18 protein-coding genes are annotated in these 17128 nt (G+C 53.6%); 17 read left to right on the top strand and 1 reads right to left on the bottom strand.

The window, feature by feature from the left end:
* The first annotated feature begins 161 nt into the window (after positions 1-161).
* The 15 genes from rsmG to guaB all read left to right on the top strand — a co-directional run bounded on the left by rsmG (position 162) and on the right by guaB (position 13838).
* Positions 162-890, top strand: coding sequence for a 16S rRNA (guanine(527)-N(7))-methyltransferase RsmG (gene rsmG / locus FD38_RS09215; RefSeq protein WP_057733516.1), 729 nt, complete (start codon positions 162-164; stop codon positions 888-890).
* 20 nt (positions 891-910) lie between these two features.
* Complete coding sequence (gene noc, locus FD38_RS09220) at positions 911-1747, top strand: nucleoid occlusion protein (protein WP_057733518.1); 837 nt, start codon at positions 911-913, stop codon at positions 1745-1747.
* Positions 1748-1761: 14 nt separating this feature from the next.
* Positions 1762-2529, top strand: coding sequence for a ParA family protein (locus tag FD38_RS09225; protein WP_057733520.1), 768 nt, complete (start codon positions 1762-1764; stop codon positions 2527-2529).
* Entirely contained in the window at positions 2519-3403 is an 885-nt protein-coding gene (locus tag FD38_RS09230; protein ID WP_057733522.1) for a ParB/RepB/Spo0J family partition protein, read from the top strand. The genes FD38_RS09225 and FD38_RS09230 overlap by 11 nt, the downstream gene beginning before the upstream one ends.
* Before the next feature lie 12 nt (positions 3404-3415).
* Positions 3416-3625: a DUF951 domain-containing protein gene (locus tag FD38_RS09235; RefSeq protein WP_024747235.1), complete on the top strand. Its 210-nt coding sequence runs from the start codon at positions 3416-3418 to the stop codon at positions 3623-3625.
* A 5-nt stretch (positions 3626-3630) separates the two neighbouring features.
* Positions 3631-4731 carry a redox-regulated ATPase YchF gene (ychF, locus tag FD38_RS09240; protein ID WP_057733525.1) on the top strand — a complete coding sequence of 367 codons (1101 nt, stop codon included), beginning with the start codon at positions 3631-3633 and terminating at the stop codon, positions 4729-4731.
* Positions 4732-4744: 13 nt separating this feature from the next.
* Entirely contained in the window at positions 4745-5482 is a 738-nt protein-coding gene (locus FD38_RS09245; protein WP_057733527.1) for a DUF1129 domain-containing protein, read from the top strand.
* A 292-nt stretch (positions 5483-5774) separates the two neighbouring features.
* Positions 5775-6275: a hypothetical protein gene (locus FD38_RS09250; RefSeq protein ID WP_057733529.1), complete on the top strand. Its 501-nt coding sequence runs from the start codon at positions 5775-5777 to the stop codon at positions 6273-6275.
* Positions 6276-6540: 265 nt separating this feature from the next.
* Positions 6541-6741 carry a hypothetical protein gene (locus tag FD38_RS09255; protein ID WP_057733530.1) on the top strand — a complete coding sequence of 67 codons (201 nt, stop codon included), beginning with the start codon at positions 6541-6543 and terminating at the stop codon, positions 6739-6741.
* A 253-nt stretch (positions 6742-6994) separates the two neighbouring features.
* Entirely contained in the window at positions 6995-7369 is a 375-nt protein-coding gene (locus FD38_RS09260; protein ID WP_057733533.1) for a hypothetical protein, read from the top strand.
* A 352-nt stretch (positions 7370-7721) separates the two neighbouring features.
* The gene (locus tag FD38_RS09265) at positions 7722-8294 is read left to right on the top strand and encodes a hypothetical protein (protein WP_057733535.1); all 573 of its coding nucleotides are present in this window, start codon (positions 7722-7724) and stop codon (positions 8292-8294) included.
* Positions 8295-8483: 189 nt separating this feature from the next.
* A complete protein-coding gene (locus FD38_RS09270) occupies positions 8484-8870 on the top strand; it encodes a hypothetical protein (protein WP_057733537.1) in 387 nt (128 codons plus the stop codon).
* A 167-nt stretch (positions 8871-9037) separates the two neighbouring features.
* The gene (locus tag FD38_RS09275) at positions 9038-10690 is read left to right on the top strand and encodes an ArnT family glycosyltransferase (RefSeq protein WP_057733538.1); all 1653 of its coding nucleotides are present in this window, start codon (positions 9038-9040) and stop codon (positions 10688-10690) included.
* 37 nt (positions 10691-10727) lie between these two features.
* Positions 10728-12437 (top strand): glycosyltransferase family protein, encoded by a 1710-nt coding sequence (locus FD38_RS09280; protein ID WP_057733540.1) that lies wholly within the window; start codon positions 10728-10730, stop codon positions 12435-12437.
* A gap of 261 nt (positions 12438-12698) precedes the next feature.
* Positions 12699-13838, top strand: a complete 1140-nt coding sequence (gene guaB / locus FD38_RS09285; RefSeq protein ID WP_057733542.1) for an IMP dehydrogenase — start codon at positions 12699-12701, stop codon at positions 13836-13838.
* A 154-nt stretch (positions 13839-13992) separates the two neighbouring features.
* Here guaB and FD38_RS09290 read toward each other — a convergent pair whose 3' ends face one another.
* Positions 13993-14559, bottom strand: a complete 567-nt coding sequence (locus tag FD38_RS09290; RefSeq protein ID WP_057733544.1) for a matrixin family metalloprotease — start codon at positions 14557-14559, stop codon at positions 13993-13995.
* Between the two features lie 693 nt (positions 14560-15252).
* On the opposite strand from FD38_RS09290, the gene croR reads away from it, so the two are divergent.
* Together croR and FD38_RS09300 are read left to right on the top strand one after the other, a co-directional pair.
* Positions 15253-15942: a response regulator transcription factor CroR gene (croR, locus tag FD38_RS09295; protein ID WP_057733546.1), complete on the top strand. Its 690-nt coding sequence runs from the start codon at positions 15253-15255 to the stop codon at positions 15940-15942.
* A 10-nt stretch (positions 15943-15952) separates the two neighbouring features.
* A complete protein-coding gene (locus tag FD38_RS09300; RefSeq protein WP_057733599.1) occupies positions 15953-17128 on the top strand; it encodes a sensor histidine kinase in 1176 nt (391 codons plus the stop codon).

Consider the following 17128-nt stretch of genomic DNA (forward strand, 5'->3'; position numbering starts at 1 on the left):
TCCCTGATTTTTTATGGGGGTAGCCGTTTCATGTGACCCCGCTTTTCGGTATAATAGGAAACGATGTGGTGGGGGGCGCGGTTGCGTTTCCCTCATAAGTAAGGTAAAGTATAAGCAAACGTGAAACAATTGTTTCACAGAAGTGGACTGGGAGATTAAACATGAATCCAGAAGAATTTCGGGCCGCACTGGCCGCCCAAGGGATCACGCTGACCCCCGAACAGGAGCAGCAGTTTGCGACGTACTATCAATTTTTAGTGGCGACCAACGAACACGTGAACTTGACCACGATCACGGCCGCCCCAGAAGTTTATTTGAAGCACTTCTATGACTCGCTGACCCCGGCCTTTTATCTGCCGGCGTTACGCGACCAACCTTTGACGTTGTGCGACGTCGGGGCCGGGGCGGGGTTCCCGTCCTTACCGTTGAAGATCGTCTTTCCGCAACTTCAGGTTACCATCGTGGATTCGTTGAACAAGCGAATCACCTTTTTGAACGAGTTGGCGGCCAAGTTGAACCTTAGCGGAGTGGCATTCCATCACGCGCGGGCCGAGGAATTTGGTGGCAAGCGTTCGGACTACCGGGAAGCCTTTGACCTGGTCACGGCGCGGGCCGTGGCCCGGATGTCCGTGCTAAGCGAGCTTTGCTTACCGTTGACCAAGGTGGGCGGCCAGTTTGTCGCCTTAAAGGCGGCGAAGACGGCCGACGAACTGGCGGTCAGTCACAAGGCCATCACCACGTTAGGCGGTCAGTTAACCGCCGACCACGAGTTCCAACTGCCGGAATCCCAGGATCCCCGGCACATCGTGGTGATCGACAAGGTGAAGCACACGCCGAAACGGTACCCTCGGAAGGCGGGAACGCCTAACCGGGAACCGTTGGAAGATTAATGGAGTGGAGGTAAGATAATTTGCCATTTTCATTATTTGGAAATAACCGGGATAAGGACGCCCGTCCGAGTCATCCCGTGAAGCAAAACGTGGTGATGATTCCGGTGGCGCAGATCATTGCGAATCGGTTCCAGCCACGACAACGGTTTGACGCGACGGCCATTGGTGAGTTAGCGCAAACCATCCAGGACCACGGGTTACTTCAACCCATCGTCTTGCGGCAGTACGAACCCGACCACTATGAGATCATCGCCGGCGAACGGCGGTTTCGGGCGGTGTCCAAGCTCCAGTGGACCGAGGTCCCGGCCATCATTGAAGACCTTAACGACGATGAGACCGCCTCGATGGCGCTGATTGAAAACCTGCAACGAGAAGAACTCACTGCCATCGAGGAGGCTACGGCCTACCAACAGTTGATGACGTTGAACCATCTGACGCAGGTCCAACTGGCCCAAGGCATCGGGAAGAGTCAGGGCTTCGTGGCCAACAAGCTGCGGTTGCTAAAGCTAAGTGACCCCGTGCGGCAGGCCATCCTGAACCGTCAGATCACCGAGCGTCACGGCCGGGCTTTATTGACGGTGGCGCCCGAACAACAGGCGACCGTTCTGCATCAGATCATCGATCGGCAGTTGACGGTTAAGGAGACCGAGGCGTTGATTGCCGATTTGGCGCCGCAAAAGGTGAAACGGCGGCGGAAGGTCACCAAGCAGGGCGTGAACGGCGACACCCGCGTGGCGGTCAACACCATCCGCCAATCGGTAAAGATGGTGACCGATGCGGGACTTCCGCTGACCACCAAAGAAGAAGAAACGGCGGACCGTTACCGCATTATTATTGACATTCCAAAAGAAAGCTAGAGGTGGAACGAAGTATGGGCTATATCATCGCATTAGCCAACCAAAAGGGGGGCGTCGGCAAGACGACCACCGGGGTGAACCTGGGCGCCGCTTTGGCCACGGACGGAAAGAAAGTCTTGTTGGTCGATACGGATGCGCAGGGAAACGCCACCAGCGGGGTTGGTATTCAAAAGGCGTCGATTCAACGCGAAATCTATAACGTTCTGGTTGATGAGATTCCAATCCGTGACGCCATTTTGCCGACCCAACATGCGGGATTAGACGTCGTTCCGGCTACCATCCAGCTTTCGGGGGCCGAAATTGAATTGACTCCCATGATGGCCAGAGAAACCCGCCTAAAGGCCGCCCTCGACGAAGTGCGCGACGACTACGATTACATTTTGATCGATTGTCCGCCGTCGTTAGGACTGCTGACCATCAACGCGTTTACCGCGGCCGATTCGATTCTGATTCCGGTCCAAAGCGAATACTACGCGTTGGAAGGGTTGACCCAGTTATTGAACACGGTCAAGCTGGTGCAAAAGCACTTCAACCGTAACTTGAAAATTGAAGGGGTCCTGTTGACCTTATACGATGCCCGGACCAACCTGGGCAAGCAGGTCAACGCCGAAGTGAAAAAGTATTTCCAAAACAAGGTCTACGACACGATCATTCCCCGAAACGTGCAACTGGCCGAGGCTCCGAGTCACGGGATGCCGATTATTGATTATGCCCCGAAATCTAAGGGGGCAGAGGTGTACACTGAACTCGCAAAGGAAGTGCTAGCTGCCCATGGCAAGTAAGAAAGAGAAAAGTTTAGGGCGCGGGATCGACGCGCTGTTCGCTGAAAACGGCGTCGACACCGGCGAAGAGACCGTGGTCGATTTGACGCTGGCGGACATCGTGCCCAACCCGTACCAACCCCGTCAAAAATTCGATCACAAGGGCCTGGCGGATCTCGCCGCGTCCATCGAAAAGACCGGGGTGTTTCAACCCATCATCGTTCGCCAACCGGATAAGCGGGCCAACCGTTACGAAATCTTAGCGGGCGAGCGGCGTTTCCGAGCGTCTAAGATGGCGGGCAAGGTCACGATTCCCGGCATCATCCGCGACGTGACCGAAGAACAAATGATGGAAATCGCGGTGCTAGAAAACCTGCAACGCGAAGACCTGACCCCCCTGGAAGAAGCCGAAGCCTACGATACCTTGATGACTAAGCTCACCTTGACGCAGGCCCAGGTCTCCGAACGACTGGGCAAGAGTCGGCCCTACATCGCTAACTACTTGCGGTTATTGGGCTTGCCTAAGGCCGTCAAGGATATGTTGCAACACAACCAGTTGTCGATGGGCCAAGCCCGGACGCTACTGTCCTTAAAAGACAAGAGTAAGCTGGTAGCGCTGGCCAAGCGGGCCGTTTCCGAGGGGATGACCGTGCGGGCCTTAGAGGCCGAGGTCAGCAAGCTCAACGGGGCGGCCAAGAAGGCGGCCAAGAAACCCGCCAAGAAGAAGTCACCGTTCTTGCGGTCCACGGAGAACCAACTCCAGGAACACTTTGGCACTCAGGTGTCGATCAACGAGAATAACCATCAGGATCACACGGGACACATCGAAATCGAATACCTGTCCAACGATGATCTGAACCGCATTTTGACGTTGCTGAACATTCAATCGAACTAACGGAGGGATACGATGTACGACTTAGGCGATGTGGTTGAAATGAAGAAGCCCCACCCATGTGGTGCCAACCGCTGGGAAATCACCCGGATGGGCGCGGATATCAAGATCAAGTGTACCAACTGCGGCCACGTGGTGATGCTGTCACGGCGTGAGTTTGAGAAGAAACTAAAGAAGGTATTGGTCCGCAAGGCCGATGCCGAAAATTCAGAAAAGAGTGAATAAGAGTTATGTCATTAACTGCAGGGATCGTTGGCTTGCCTAACGTGGGGAAGTCAACCTTATTTAACGCGATTACCAATGCCGGTGCCGAAATGGCCAACTACCCATTCGCCACGATCGACCCCAACGTCGGCATGGTCGAAGTGCCGGATGCCCGCTTGGACCGGATTCAAGAACTGATTCCCGCCAAGAAGGTCGTCCCGACAACGTTTGAATTTACCGACATCGCCGGAATCGTCAAGGGAGCCAGCAAGGGTGAAGGTCTGGGGAACCAATTCCTGGAAAACATCCGGCAGGTGGACGCCATCGTCCACGTGGTGCGGGCGTTTGACGACGATAACATCACCCACGTGACTGGGAAAGTCGACCCCATCGACGACATCGAGACCATCAACTTGGAACTCGGACTGTCCGACCTGGACGCCGTAAACAAGCGCTTGGCCAAGGTCCAACGGGCTGCCAAGGGGAGCGACAAGGAAGCCAAGGCCGAATTGGCCGTCCTCGAAAAGATCAAGCCGGTCCTCGAAAACGGGGGTGCCGTGCGGACGTTAGACTTTGACGAAGACGAACAGAAGATCGTCAAGGGCCTGTTCCTGCTGACCTCGAAGCCGGTTCTCTACGTGGCGAACATTGCCGAAGATGACATGGCCGACCCCGAAAATTCCAAGTACTTCAAGACGATTCAGGACTACGCCGCCAAGGAAGGCGCCGAAGCCATTGCCGTGGCTGCCGAAGCCGAAGAAGAAATCGCCGAACTCGACGATGACGAAAAGAAGGACTTCCTGGAAGCGGAAGGCGTTGAAGAGCCCGGTTTGAACCGGTTGATTCGGGCCTCTTACCACCTCTTAGGCCTAGAAACGTTCTTCACGGCTGGGGGTAAGGAAACCCGGGCTTGGACCTACAAGGCCGGCACCAAGGCGCCCCAAGCCGCGGGAATCATTCACTCCGACTTCGAACGGGGTTTCATCCGGGCCGAAGTCATGGCGTTTGACGATTTAGACAAGTACGAGACCGAAGCGGCCGTCAAGGAAGCCGGCAAGCTGCGGGTCGAAGGTAAGGATTACGTGATGACGGACGGCGACATTGTCGAATTCCGCTTCAACGTTTAGAAGGGATTCAACTATGAGTGAAAACAAGCCAAAGTCGCGGCCGCGGAATGCGGACGTGCATCAAAATCGTAATGCCGTGGCCACCAACGAGCGCACGGCGTTTGACAACTTGGGACTGACCAAGCGAAACGCCGACTACATGTTCCGCTTCAACAAGGCCTTAGAAGACACCAAGCTGACGCCCGAAAAGAAGGCCGCAGCCGTGCAAGAAATGGTCAACGAACTGGTCGAAGGGCAGAAGAGTGGGAAGACCGCCAAGAACCTTTACGGCGACATCGCAAGCCGGGTCGCTTACGTGGTCGACGGTCCCAAGCGTGAGGCCGAGACCAAGGTCTTCGGGGGTCCCGATTACTGGCCCAACATGGCCTACAACGCGTTGACGTTCTTCATGATCTTCACGCTGTTGTTCGGGGTGATGTACCTCTTCTCGCCAAAACTGATGCAAACCAGTAGCCCCGTGGGGATCACGGCCATCTTGGTCAGTGCCCTGATTGCCGGGTTCCTGTTGCCGGTCATGCCCAAGTTGTTTGACCCTAAGATTAAGCACCGCTTCAACGGCTGGATTCGGTTTCTCTTTACCCTGTTAGGGTTCGCGGTGTGGATGGTTCTCTTCTACTTCGCTCAATTATTGCCTAAGGCCATCAACCCCGTGTTGATGCCGTGGCCAAGTATCATCGTCGGCTTATTATCGATTGCCGGGATGGTCTGGTTACGTCGCCGCTACAACATTCGCGGTGGGTTCTTCGGGTAAACCTAAATTAACGGCAAGTGTCATCTCCTGATTGGGGATGGCACTTTTTGTTTGTCGTTGGCGTTTTTGCCGGATACGGCGGCTGGTATGTTTAGCCAGCCTACCAAGCCACTGGCCCGCAATCGGCCGGGCTACCGGCGTTTCGCCAGGATGGGGGAGGCGCTAACCGTTGGGTGACGTTTCGCAAGCGGAATGATTGACCTGGCCCTAAAGCCTTTCTACTATGGGGGTCGGATAGCCGACTGGGGATCGGTTAGCCACGATAGTCACAGTCATGATTGGGGGAGTTCTCATGAATAAGATTTTAACTGGTGCAACGGGTTTGGTTGCGGCGTTGGCGTTGATTGGTGTGGCCGCGACCGCGAATGCCGACGGAACGACGGGAAATCCGGGCATCGACAACGCCCAGTTGACCGCCACGGCGACCGCTAACGGGCAACTCGCCGACGATGATTCGGTTTACTTTCCACAGATTGCCAGTTCACACACGGTAACCGCCCATGCGGCGGCCCAGACCCGGGTCCCCGCCACGCGACAACTACGCTTGAGTTCCCGGTATCACCGTAACGGCCGGACGTTGACCTTCTTGAAGGCTCAACGGGGCGCGGTCTTGACCTTACGTAATGGGCACCAACGTTGTGTCAAGCGCTTGACCATCACTAAGGACGGTCGCTTAACGGTCAAGCTGACTCGAGCGCAGGCGCGGCAACTAGGGGCGACCCGGACGTTTGAGTATACCGTGACCCAAAGTGGCATGCGGCCGTATACCGTGAAGTGCGTGATTTTGAAATAATTGACGGGAGCTATCGCTGGTGATAGCTCTTTTTTGCTGACCTTTTTCAGTTAGTTTTCAATTCGATTGACTAGTTATGGGAACGGATGAGAGCTTGTGAAGTGGGGCTATAAATCCATTTATAGCAAGAAAATGGCTTTCACAAAAATAAAAGGGGTTTCGTGAAAATTGGAAGCGTATCCGCTCTTGACAGACGTTTCAGGACTTTATAGAATGAAACTTGCATAGAGGATATAGAGAAATCATTTGATTAGGAGATACTTTCATGGAAAAAATTTTTGGTGCCGTTACCGGCGTTGTTGTCATTTTAGGCTTAGCTGGAGTCGCTGCGACCGCTAGTGCTGATACCACGATCAAGCCGGTCTACCGGAGTGAAAACGTCAAGAACTTAACGCACGTGAACGCTGGCTTATCCGCTAACGATTCCGTTTACTTCCCCCACGTCTCAACGGCGACGACGAAGTAACGTTAACCTTTCTGAGACTGCCCGCGGGTGGCCTTTTTTTGTGCCGTCGAGCGGGGAGTATGGCTAATCAGCGGCCTTAACCAAATTGGCGGCTAAAGCCCGTGGCTAAGGCGTTTAACGGTGACGGGGGCCCGTCAGTGACCGCCTCAAAAACTAAGTCGAACGGCTGTCTTGACTCTGAATCACCGGCCCTCTAGACTGGGTTGCAGATAGCCAGAGGTGACTACCGATCTATTTCTAGGGGGAGTTCTTTATGAAAAAGATTTTAGGTTATGTTGCTGGTGTCGCTGCTGTGTTAGCTTTAGGTGGGTGTGCGTCAACGAGTGCCCAGGGTAGCAAGTCATCCGTGAAGACCTTATCCACGGCTAAGCAAATGAAATTGCGGACGAACTACACCAAGAACGCTCGGCAACTGGAATTCCAGAATGGTCGCAAGAACGCCAAGTTAACCGTCTTAAATGGCAAGAAGCAGTGCGTCAAGAAGTTTGACGTGAAAACCACGGGGAACTTTAACTTGAAGCTGACTAAGGCCCAAGCTAAGAAGCTTAGCCAATGTTCCACCTTTAAGTATTCTGTGGCCCAAAAGGGGTACAAGACCTACACGGTTTCCAACCCAGTCTGCAAGTAACCTAAGGGTAAAATCGGTTATCTAGAGTCGGCTAACTGCCGGCTCTTTTTTTTGGCATAATGGCGAAGGGGAAAACTCATCAGGCCCGCTGACAGCTAAACGGTTAAGCGGGGGAGGCCATGGAAAACTAATCGTTATAATTAGCTAACTTTCAATTGTCGCTGACAACCGAATTGTCGTTGAAATGCTGATGTGACAGGAATTGTGGCCGGCTTTTGTCGGCACGATAAACCGGTGACTAGCGACTAAATCGCGAATGCTTGACTCTAACGGGTCCCCCTCTAGAATGGATTGTAGATAGCCAATGCCTGTGACGACTGACTATAATCCAAAACTCTGAGGGGGAGTTTTCATGAAAAAAGTTTTAGGATATGCTGCAGCTTTAGTTGCCGCGTTGTCACTGGCGGGTGTTGCGGCAACTTCCGCCCATGCGGACGGGGCTTCAGCTGATGCCGCAAGTGGCATCAGTAGTTCTTCATCATCGGATACCTACGACGCCTCATTTAGTTTCGATGGGGGCGGGGATGCCGCAGTGCCAACGGCGGATTCCAGTTCGGCAGTTAGTGCCAGCTCTAGTTCGGCGGCTAGCTCCAGTTCTTCAGCAGAATCTAGCAAGCCCGAAAAGCCAGCTAAGAAGCCGGCTAAGGTCGTAAAGAGTTCCAAGAAGATGCGGGGTCGTTTGCGTTATCGTAAGGATAGCCGCACCGTGCTCTTCCAAAAGGGCCGCAAAGGGGCTAAGGTCACGTTGCGGAACCGCAAGGGCCAATACGTCACGAAGTTTACCGTTAAGCGCGATGGCAAGTTCAGCATTAAGTTGAGCAAGAAGGAAGCCGAAAAGCTCGCCAAGTACGGCAAGTACTTCACGTTCACGGTTGCCGAAAAGGGCTACAAGACCTATACCGTTAAGTACGTGATCTTCAAGTAACTCAAAGTGGATTTTCAAAAAAACGCGGGGGATGCCAATCCTCGGCGTTTTTTTCGGCCTAACGCAGGCGAAACCCTTTCCACAAGCGAATTCATAGCGAATTGCGCGCAGCGAAGGGTTGCGACTTGGTGAGGGGGACCACGACTCGTATAATACAGCGTAAATCAACTTAAAAGGGAGTTGGCAAAATTGGGGGAATTGATTCAGATGACGACGGCGAGTGGCGAACCGGTAGATCAAGAAACGATTGTGATTGTGCCCCGGAAGAAGCATCTGCCGGTGGCCAAGGGGCCGTTAACGACCCCGTCGCAGCCGGTCGGACCGACCTTGCGGCTCAAGGCAATTCGACCGAAGAAACGGCAGCTGCGCTTTCATCACGGCCAGCGGGGGATGACGGTGGTTCTTCGCGACCAAGCTCACCAGGTCGTGCGGGTGGTGCGGGTCACTCGGCGGGGAAAACTGACGGTGACCCTTTCCAAGCAACAGTTACGGACCCTGACGGCCGGACCGTTTTACGTGACGTTGCTGGTCGCCCAACACCCGGCAACCACTGTGAAGTACGTGGTAGCCGGTTAATCAATAACTAAATTAATTGTAAGGTGATCTAGTGATCGGCTTTTTTTCACGGTGAAATGGTTGAAGCCACCCGTTAGCTGCCCCATAATGCGAACCGAATAGCGGCGAGACTAACTCTCGTTGCCACGGTGAGGATTTGACCTCAGGGGGAGAATGGGTGACCGTGCGTGTTGGCTAAACTAAAAGCAAAATTGAATAATCGGGAATACCAGTACCTGGCGTTGTTTACGCTGCTGGGCTTCTTTATCATGTTGATCTGTTCGTACACGTCCCCGGCGTTTTACTTCGATTATTCGCCGGACAACAACGCCTTTTTCACGGTGGGTAAGGCCATGGCGCACGGTCAGGTCTTGTACAAGGACATCTTCGAACAGAAGGGGCCGTACATCTACCTGCTCCACATCATCGCGTACTTAGTGGCGCAACGGAGCTTTGTGTTCATTTACTTCTACGAGTCGCTGACCCTAATTGCGTCAATGTATCTGACGTACCGCATCGCTAAGCTGGTACTGACCACGCCGCAAGCCTTGCTAGTCGGTATTCTATCGCCCGCGTTGTTCCTGTACCACCCGTATTACGATTACGGGGACACGGCGGAATTTTTCGCCTTGCCGCTGATTTTGTCACTGATTTATCTGATCATGCTCCTAGTGGTGCACCACTTACGGGTCAGCCCCTGGTGGTTCTTCGCGCAGGGCCTGTTCGTCGGGATCGAATTCTTCTCGAAGTACACGTTACTGGGGGGCTGGATTGCCTTTTACCTGTTCATGGGCGTCTATTTGTTGCGGCGGAAAAAGTGGCAGATGTTGCAACGCCTGATTCTTTGGAGTGGCGCCGGCTTTCTGCTGGCAACGGTGCCGTGGATCGTTTACTTTGCGGTGGTCCACGGGTTGAAGAGCTTTATCGCCGTGTATTTCCTGTTTAACACGCAGGTCTACATGACGTCGTCCGTGTCGTTCTTCGCTAACCTGGTGCAATCGGCCAGCCTCTTGTCCCAATTCTTCTTGTCTAGCGTGGTCTTCTTCATGCTGGGTCTGGTGGGGACGCTGGCCATCACCTTCCGGACGGATATCTTACCGGGAGCCTTCGCCAAGAGCCTGTATCTGTTGGTCTTCTTGGGCAACGACATCTTTGCGCTATACGGGTATAGCAGCGGGAACGTTTTTCAATACTATCAATTGGTCTACTTCCCGTTCTTTGTCTTGCCATTAATCTACTTCTGCAAGTTCTTCTTCGACCGACAAACGATTCGCAGTGACGACGATGCGTTGACCATCCTGGCGACAATTCTGGTCAGTCTCTTCTTGGTACTGGGGGTCAACAACAACTTCACCAGTTCGCGGCTGTTTCCTAATAACGCGTCCGTAACGGATCGGCACACCAAGGTGCCCCAGGCGCCCGCCCAAACCGAATTTGGTGACTTAATGCGGGCCCAAACCACCGGGAAGATGACCTTGCTGAACTATGGCTCAATCGACATGGGGTTTTACACCGCCTCGGGGGCCGTGCCGACCCAGTATTACTTCCAGAATTACAATATTCCGGCCAAGAGCGATCCGACAATCCTGAATTCACAGGTCAACGCGATTCGCCACAAGCAAGTGGAATGGGTGGTCTTTAACACGCCCGCGGGGAAGTCGCCCCAAGCTTGGAAGGGACTATCGTATAAGCCGGGGCAGATCACGGACGGGAACTTGAATCCGGGAACCGCCCAGATGAGTAAAATTCTTTACCGCAATTATCGGTACGTCGCGCAACACACGCAGAGTTTTGAAAACATGAACGTGACGTATTGGTTATTCCAGCGGAAGGGAAATTGATACAGGTAACGAGGCGTCAGTGGGGGAGTCTGGTAGAATGACGCAATTGATGCGACGAGTGGTCACCAAGTATTGGTGGCAGTTAGAGCTACTGAGTTTTGTCGTGCTCAGTCTGATTTGGATCTTACCCTGGGGCTTTTCTGGCAAAATCTATCTGGGCGATGACCTGGGGTTTCATCTGAACCGAATCCAGGGCTTAGCTAAGGACATTCAGCTGAGCGGCAATTGGTGGCAGATTCCGGCGGTCTCGACCGCGGCCTTTAGCGGGTGGGGTTATCCCATCAACCTGTTCTACCCGGCGGCCGCCTTACTGCCGGCGGCTTGGTTGCAAACCATTGCCAGTGGCGTTGGCGGGTACTACGTCTTCTTGGTTTTATTGAACGTCTTGACTCTGTGGGTGGCGGCGACAGTTGCGGCGCGCTTGCTGCCGAGCCGGTCGCAGGCCTTCTTAGCCGCCGTGATTTACGGCTTTGCGCAATACCGTTTTCTGGACTTCTTCGTGCGGGGGTCACTAGCGGAAGGCATCGTCTTTGCCTTTCTGCCACTGATTTTCTACGGCGTCTATAGTATCGCGGCCGGTGATTATCACAAGTGGCCGTGGTTGGCCGTGGGGATGGCGTTGATCGCATTGACCCACGTGATTTCGCTGGTTCTCAGCAGTGTCGGGGTCGTCATCATGTTAAGCCTTTGGGGCTTGCGGCGTAAGGAACTCCGGGCACGGGGACTACGCTTCGGGGCCGCCGCGGGACTGGCCGTTTTGCTGTCGCTGAGCTTTCTAGGACCACTGGTCGAGCAACTCCGTCACGTGGGGAAGCTGGGCATCGCACAGTACACGCTGGCGGATAGTGCCACCCACTTAGGCGATCTGCTCTGGAATTCGTTAAACGATGCGGTCGCCTCCAACGCAATCAATTTCGGGGTATTGTTGTTGATCACCAGCGTGCTGGCCATCATCGTTTGGCGGCAGTTGCGACCGTTTGACCACTATTGCTTGGTTCTGGGGGGGATTTTCGTGTTCCTCGCCACGAACCTCTTCCCGTGGCCCCTCTTTCAGGGCTTACTGGGAACCATTCAATTTCCATGGCGGTTCTTGGCTCTGGCCGACTTTCCGTTAGCGTTGGTCGGTGCTTGCGCCGTGATGGTGATTGCCCGGGCCAAGACCTTCCAACGGGCACTGATCGTGGTGCCGGTGGTGACGGCCATTGCCGTGGGCCTGTCCTTTAGCGCCAGTACCGCCCTTTACCGGTCGGTCGGACCAAACAACGCCAAGGTGGTCACCAACGCGACCTACCTGGCTAACGCCACGCAAGACACCACGACCGATTACGTGGCGCAACGGGGGCTGGTCTCCATGGCGGCGGTCCGGACGCACTCGATTCCGGTCATGAACACCCAACCCAACGGGCAACAACCGGCGTCATTACAACAGCTGGCCGTGCGTCCCGTAACTAACGGACTGGTCTACACGTTGAAGAGTACGACGGCACAAGAGATTAAATTACCGCAACTGGACTATTACGGCTACCACGTTTTCGTTAACGGTCGTGAGCAGACGCCCCGGCTCGACAGTAACGGCGTGGTCCACATCCACGTGAACGCGGGGACCAGTCAAATTCGCTACGTTTATCAGCGGACCACCGTGCAGCACCTGACCAGTGGGCTGACCTGGTTGGCCTGGCTGAGTTTGATTGGAATTGGCTGTTGGCGGTGGCTCCAGCGACAGCGCCGGTTAACCGCCGAAACTTGAGGCTTAGAACATAAAGCTTAAGGCACGGACCGTTCGGTAGGGGACGGCCCTTTGCGGTTGAAACAAGTTTAATGATTTTGTCACTAGTTTTTTCATAATAGCCGTGAAAATCTCGTGACTGCCGTGGTTTTTGCTGAAAAACCATGAAAGTTCGATGAGAATCCTTGACCGTCCGGGCGTGGGCTGGTACATTAGAAAACAATATCTCCCAGGATTCCTAACCGAGCCTGAGACTAAACCACAGAGGAGCGATCAACTATTATGTCTAATTGGGACACGAAGTTTGCTAAAGAAGGAATCACGTTTGATGATGTACTGTTAATTCCCGCGGAAAGTCACGTTTTGCCGGATGAAGTCGATTTGAGTGTCCAATTAGCGCCAAACTTAAAGTTGAATATTCCGTTCCTGAGTGCCTCGATGGATACGGTCACCGAGACCAAGATGGCTACGGCCATGGCCTATAATGGTGGGCTGGGGGTCATTCACAAGAACATGACCACCGACCGGCAGGCCCAAATGGTCGCCGACGTGAAGGCCATCGAAAACGATGCCGCTAAGCATCCCAACGCCGCCGTGGACGCTAACAACCACTTGCTGGTGGCCGCTGCCGTTGGGGTGACGTCCGATACGTCCGAACGGGCCCACGCCTTGCTGGCTGCCGGCGCCGATGCTATTATCATCGACACGGCCCACGGTCACTCCGCTGGGGTGCTGCGCAAGGTTGCCCAGATTCGCGAAGAATTACCAGATGCCACGCTGATTGCGGGGAACGTGGCCACGGGTGAAGGGACCCGGGCATTGTTCGAAGCCGGTGTCGACGTGGTAAAAGTCGGTATCGGTCCTGGTTCAATCTGCACCACGCGGGTTGTTGCCGGTGTCGGTGTGCCACAAATCACGGCCGTTTACGATGCCGCTAGCGTGGCGCGTGAATTTGGGAAGCCAATCATCGCCGACGGGGGGATGAAGTACTCCGGGGACATCGTCAAGGCCATGGCCGCCGGTGGTAACGCCGTGATGTTCGGCTCCATGTTTGCCGGGACCGACGAAGCACCTGGTGACGTGATCGAAGACGGTGGGAAGAAGTATAAGACCTACCGGGGCATGGGTAGTCTCGCCGCCATGGAAAAGGGGTCCAAGGACCGTTACTTCCAAGGTAGCGTCAACGAAGCCAACAAGTTGGTGCCCGAAGGTATCGAAGCCCGCGTGGCCTACAAGGGCAGCGTCAACGACATCATCTTCCAGATGATTGGGGGCTTACGTTCCGGAATGGGTTACACGGGCAGTGCCAACATTCAGGCACTGATCGATAACGCCCAGTTCGTTAAGATTTCCAACGCCGGCTTACGGGAATCCCACCCGCACGACGTTCAAATCACCAAGGCCGCCCCAAACTACAAATAAAGTTAATTACAAGCACCAGCTCACGGGGTTAGCCCGGGGCTGGTGCTTTTTTTGCGGTCTGGCTGATTGGGAAAAATAGGTAAATTAAACCCCCCGGCAGGCATTCGGTCCTGACGGGGGTTACTATTCGGGATTTTAGAAAGTGGGAAGAAGTTTAGTTGTTGTAGGCTTGTTCCAAAGCGACCTTGTCTTGTTGGTCGATCGAAGCGTACCGTTCGCTGGCGTACATGACACTCGCTTCGGACTTGGAGTGGCTTAAGCCTAAGGCGTGGCCAATTTCGTGGGTTGCAACGTTCGTCCGTTGGGTCTTAGTGTAGTTGTACTTGTTGAGTAACTTCTTGTTTAAAGTCGAAGTGGCAGAAACGATTTCGTTGTTGTCACTCTTTTGGTAGTAAGAGTAGTTGGTGTAACCGGCTAAGTCATCACCCTTAGTCTTTAAGGAACTGGAAGAAGTCAACGTGATGTCGGCTTTTTCACCGCTCTTGGCGGGAACTAATTCAACGACCCCAACCTTGTTCCAGGACTTAACGGCGTTCTTCCAAACGCCCTTGTAGTATTTAGAAGAAACATTGGTCTTGTAGGTGATCGTCGTGGTCTTCCAAGCACCCCAGGTTGGCGTCTTGGCGTTTTCGGCGGCGTTAACCGACCCACCTAACGTGGTGAAGGCTAAAGCACAGGTAGCGGAGACGATGGCGATTTGTTTGATGATTTGCTTAAACATGATTTTTAACCCACTTTCTAAAATTCCGAATGTTTTGATTTTCTAAATTTCCTATCCCTTTGAACAATGCTAGTATGCCTTGAATCCGAATTGATTTGTTCACACAACTAGTTGAGTGTGGATAGTTTCCAGGGGACATTTTTTAAGAAGTGGGTATAAACCATTAAAATTGACCCTTTAGGGGTACATAAATGGTTACAGATAAGGGATTGTGGCCAAAGCCTAAAATCGATTGTTTACGTTACAAATTTAGATTGTTTAAAATCCAATCCAAACCAGACTCCCCCAAACGGTTTAGGGGAGTGCTGAATTTTGAAGAAAATTCACGTTGACCGTTGAGAAAAAATCCGAACGTTTGACGGTGGTTTATCGCTAGATAAGGGTAAATTAGTATAGGGGGTGGCGATTACCAGTCGGAGATGCTCCCGGGGACTGACGGTTCTGGGGGGCGGAAAGTTGACGGGACTGGCGGAAATTTGACGATTGTTGACCATTCGAGCAATTTGGGAGTGAAAGGTCGGCGGTGGCTAGACGTTGGGAATTAGTGTAAAATTAAGAACTGTTAAATTGCCTTACGCCCCGGTAAAGGTTCGGGGGGAGGTCAGATTGACGGAAAAATTTTTGGTACACTAAGCTTAAATGCCGAAACTGACCGCTCAGGATGGGGCGGTTGTTGTGAAGGAGACCGGAAAGATGAAAATTTTAGTTGTCGACGACGATAAAGAAATTGCCCAATTACTTGAAATCTACATTAAAAACGAAGGCTACGAACCCCTGACCGCATATAATGGTAAGGAAGCGCTCACGAAGCTCCACACCACGCCGGACATCGCACTGATGATCCTAGACGTGATGATGCCCGAGATGAGTGGGATTGAGGTCATCAAGGAAGTCCGAAAAGACTCGCAGATTCCGATTCTGATTCTGTCGGCCAAGACCGGCGACATGGACAAGATTCAGGGACTGATCACCGGGGCCGACGATTACGTCACCAAGCCCTTCAACCCGCTGGAAGTCATGGCGCGGGTCAAGTCGCTGTTGCGGCGCAGTCAAGACCAGGTCACCGATGACAGTCCCGACGTCTTGGACATCGGCACGCTGACCATCAACAAGGACTCCCACGAGGTCAAGACGATTGCCGGCAAGACCGTGTCGCTGACCGCGCTGGAATTTGGGATTCTCTACCTCTTAGCGAGTCACCCCAACCGGGTCTTCTCGGCCGATGAGATCTTCGAACGGGTCTGGCGTCAGGAAAGCATCGTGTCCGCCAAGACCGTCATGGTCCACGTGAGTCACTTGCGCGATAAGATCGAAGAGGCCACGAACGGCGAAAAGGTGATTCAAACGGTCTGGGGCGTGGGGTACAAGATTGAATCCCACTAATCCCACCAGCATGAAGCTCACGACCCGTGAAAAAAGCGCCCTCTTTATGGAAGGCGTGGTCACGGTGATCCTGTTGCTCATGCTGAATTTAGCGCTCTTAGTTTTGATCGTTCAGGCCATCGAGAGTAATCCCGGACTGCGCGACGGGATCTTCATCATTAAACGCTCCGTGGTGTTAGGTCCCCATCACTACCAGTTGTGGAGTTGGGAGAACCTCTTCATTGGCCTGATGATGGTTGGTGACGCGTTGGTGGTGTGGTGGCGTTTGATTCGCCGCTACAAGCAAATGCAGTTGCACCATATTATTGAAGAGTTGCACTACATCGCCAACGGGCACTTCGACCACCGCATCCCGTTTCGGGTCAGCGGGGACGTCCAACGGGTGGTCGATTCGGTCAACGCGTTGGTCGATTCGGTCATTCATTCGATGGACGAGGAACGGGCAATCGAGAAGTCTAAGGACGAATTGATCACCAACGTCAGTCACGATATTCGCACGCCGCTAACCTCGATCATTGGCTATTTAGGCTTGATTGAGGACAAGCAGTACCATTCGGAGACCGACCTTTTGAAATACACCCATACGGCCTTTCTGAAATCCAAGCAAATGAAGTCGTTGGTCGACGATTTGTTTGAATACACTAAGGTCCGCCAGACCGATACGCCGTTGAGCCTGACCAAGATCGACCTGGGCGCCATGTTAGAACAACTGGCGGCCAGCTTCGAGTTGGAAGCCCAGAAGAAGGGCATGGATATCGGTGCTGACGTGGGCGACACGCCGCTGATGATGGAGGCCGACCCCGAGAAGCTGGTCCGTATCTTCAACAACCTGGTCAGCAACGCCCTGAAGTACGGGGATGGCGGCAAGCACATCAACTTGGTCGCCAAACGCGTGTCGGCAGATGAGTTGGAGGTTCGCGTGACGAACGACGGACCGAAGATTCCTAAGAAGTCGCTGGCGTTGATTTTCGAACGGTTCTACCGGGTCGAAGAGTCGCGCTCTAAAGAGACTGGGGGGACCGGATTAGGCTTAGCGATTGCGCAAAGCATCGTGGCCCTGCACGGCGGGTATATTTACGTCGAATCCGACGATGCCCTGACCAGTTTCGTGATTCATTTACCAACGGTTCACGCCCACCCCTTAGCGGTGCCCCAACGGCTAAAAGCTGCGGGAACGGCCAATTAA

It is taken from the genome of Levilactobacillus zymae DSM 19395 (genome assembly GCF_001434115.1).
Classification (GTDB): domain Bacteria; phylum Bacillota; class Bacilli; order Lactobacillales; family Lactobacillaceae; genus Levilactobacillus; species Levilactobacillus zymae.